This window comes from Streptomyces sp. SM1, from assembly GCF_002910825.1.
Taxonomy (GTDB): Bacteria; Actinomycetota; Actinomycetes; order Streptomycetales; family Streptomycetaceae; genus Streptomyces; species Streptomyces okerensis.
In genome coordinates, this window is the sequence record NZ_NEUB01000389.1 from 1 (window position 1) to 2,762 (window position 2,762).

Genomic DNA, 2,762 nt, shown 5'->3' on the forward strand with positions numbered 1-2,762 from the left:
CCGTCTCGCGGTGGGCCGCCGCCTCCTCCAGGTCCAGCCGTCGCAGCAGGGTCCGCAGCATCTCGTCGTCGATGAAGCGGCCGTCGCGCAGCTTGACGAACACCGCGCGCTCGGCGCTGATCACTTCCCGGGACAGCCGTCGGTAGGTGTCGTCCACCGACTCGCCGGTGACGGGATTGACCTGCCCGAGCCGTTCCCAGACGGCGTTGCGGCGGCGTTCCAGGACGCTGCGCAGCCGCTCGGCGAGCGGCGCGGGCAGGGCGTTGCGCTCGTCGGTGAGGAGTTCCTCGAGGCGCTGCTCCGCCGTCCTGGACGCCTGTGCCTGGGCGTTGGCCTCCGCCAGGGTCTCGGCCCGCGCGTCGCGCCCGGGGAGCTTCAGCAATCGGATCAGCGGGGGCAGCGTCAGGCCCTGGACGACCAGGGTGCCGATGACGGTCGTGAAGGTCAGGAAGAGCAGCAGATTGCGGTGCGGGAACTCCTCGTTCTCCGCGGTGAGCGGGATCGAGAACGCGATGGCCAGCGAGACCACGCCCCGCATCCCGGCCCAGGCGACCACGAACGGGCCCTTCCAGCCGGGTCTGCCCTCGCGTTCCCGGATCCGTGCCGACAGCAGGGGCGGCAGCCAGGTCGCCGGGTACACCCAGAGGAACCGTACGGCGACGACCACCGCGAAGACGACCAGCGCGTACCAGGCGGAGTCGAGGCCCTCGTGCTCGCCGAGCCCCCTGACGACGACGGACAGCTGCAGTCCGATGAGGGCGAAGACGGCGGACTCCAGGATGAACGCCACCATCTTCCACACCGCCTCCTCCTGGAGCCGGGTGGCGAAGTCGACCTCCCACGCGCGGTGCCCCAGGTAGAGCGCGACGACCACGACGGCGATGACGCCGGAGGCGTGCACCTGCTCGGCGGCGGCGTACGCGGCGAACGGGATCAGGAGGGAAAGCGTGTTCTGCATCAGCGCCTCCTTCACGTGGGTGCGCAGCCAGTGCAGCGGGACCATCAGCACCAGACCGAAGGCCACTCCGCCGACCGCCGCGATCAGGAACTCGCCGATTCCGCCGGCCCAGGTGGCGCCCTCGCCGACGGCCGCCGCGAGGGCGACCCGGAACGCGGTGATCGCGGTGGCGTCGTTCAGCAGGGACTCGCCCTGGAGGATCGTGGTGATGCGCGAGGGCAGGCCGACCCGGCGTGCCACCGCCGTCGCCGCGACCGCGTCCGGCGGGGCCACCACGGCGCCGAAGACGAGGGCCGCGGTGAACGGCAGGGCCGGCACGAGCAGGTACAGGACCCAGCCGACGGCGAACGTCGCGAAGAGCACGTATCCCACGGACAGCAGCGCCACCGGCCGTAACTGCGCCCGCAGATCGAGGTAGGAGCTCTCGGTGGCCGCCGTGTACAGCAGCGGGGGCAGGATGAGGGGCAGCACGATGTGCGGGTCGAGCGTGTAGTCGGGCACCCCGGGCAGGTAGCTGACCGCCAGGCCGGCCGCGACCAGCAGCAGTGGTGCCGGCACCGGGGTGCGCCGGGCTGCCGCGGCGATCGCGGCGCTGCCCGCCACCAGCAACAGCAGGGGCATCACATCCATGTCCGGCCACCCTCGTTGTCCGGCGCGGCAGCCCGCGCGCGCGTCGTAATGTGGCAATCATGAAACAGTGCACGCACGCCGACGCGCTGCCGGACCCGGAACCCGCCCCGCTGGGTGAGACCTGTCCGGAGTGCCTGCGGGACGGCACCGATCCGGTGCAGCTGCGTCTCTGCCTCACCTGCGGTCATGTCGGGTGCTGCGACTCCTCGCCGAACCGGCACGCCACGGAGCACCACCGCAGAACCGGCCACCCGGTGATACGGACCCATGAACCGGGTGAGAAGTGGCGCTGGTGTTTCGTCGACCACGTACTGCTGTGACCGGAGGTGACCACGGCGGCGGACGGTTCGACCAGGTGACGTCTGGGTACGTCAATGCGGCGCGCGCTCTTCCCATTTGGGAGCCGCAGACCCCTAGCCACGGAGCGTATCCGTAGCTTTACTATGAGTGACGGCAACGGGCCGGGGTCCCGGGACAGGAGCCCTGAGAGCGCGATAGCGTCACCGCTGAACCACCTGACGCGTTACCCGGGGGCGATCCGGCCCTGAAACGCTTGTACCACCTTGGAGGTGAGGGTGTCCCAGATCGCAGGCGAGCCCGCGACCCAGGACTTCGTGGAAGTCCGGCTGCCGGCCGCGGGGGCCTACCTGTCGGTGCTGCGTACGGCTACGGCCGGCCTCGCGGCCCGTTTGGACTTCACCCTCGACGAGATCGAGGACCTGCGCATCGCGGTCGACGAGGCCTGCGCGATCCTGCTTCAGCAGGCCGTGCCGGGGTCGGTGCTCAGCTGTGTCTTCCGGCTCGTCGACGACTCGCTCGAGGTGACCGTGTCGGCACCGACCACGGATGGTCACGCCCCTTCGCGGGACACCTTCGCCTGGACCGTGCTGTCCGCGCTCGCGGGCAAGGTGTCGTCGGCCGTGGACGAGGACAAGACCGTTTCGATCAGCCTCTACAAACAGCGCGGCGCGGGACCCGGGCCGGCGTGAGGAGCGAGGACGGGCCGGTGCGGGACGAAGAGCGCGGCACACGGGAGCTGCCGGCCGAGCGTGTGCCGGACGGTATCGACGGCATCCCCGAGCAGGCCCGGCCACATCCGGAGGACGACTCCACGGAGACCGTCTCCCCGGGCGGCGGGCAGCCCGGGGTGGCCGTGCGGGGCACGCCCGCGGAC

3 protein-coding genes and 1 pseudogene are annotated in these 2,762 nt (G+C 71.1%); 3 read left to right on the top strand and 1 reads right to left on the bottom strand.

Annotated features, from left to right (window positions below; genetic code table 11):
* Window positions 1–1,588: Na+/H+ antiporter (locus tag B9S61_RS09970; RefSeq protein WP_103541944.1), on the bottom strand; the 1,588-nt coding region annotated here is incomplete at its 3' end.
* A gap of 59 nt (window positions 1,589–1,647) precedes the next feature.
* Here B9S61_RS09970 and B9S61_RS09975 point away from each other — a divergent pair.
* The 3 genes and pseudogenes from B9S61_RS09975 to B9S61_RS43420 form a co-directional block, all read left to right on the top strand.
* The gene (locus tag B9S61_RS09975; protein WP_103541945.1) at window positions 1,648–1,908 is read left to right on the top strand and encodes a UBP-type zinc finger domain-containing protein; all 261 of its coding nucleotides are present in this window, start codon (window positions 1,648–1,650) and stop codon (window positions 1,906–1,908) included.
* Window positions 1,909–2,163: 255 nt separating this feature from the next.
* On the top strand, window positions 2,164–2,577 hold the full coding sequence (locus B9S61_RS09980; RefSeq protein ID WP_004925829.1) for an anti-sigma regulatory factor: 414 nt from the start codon (window positions 2,164–2,166) through the stop codon (window positions 2,575–2,577).
* Window positions 2,574–2,762, top strand: a pseudogene (locus B9S61_RS43420) (RNA polymerase subunit sigma-70); the annotation flags it as partial. The gene B9S61_RS09980 and the pseudogene B9S61_RS43420, both read left to right, overlap by 4 nt.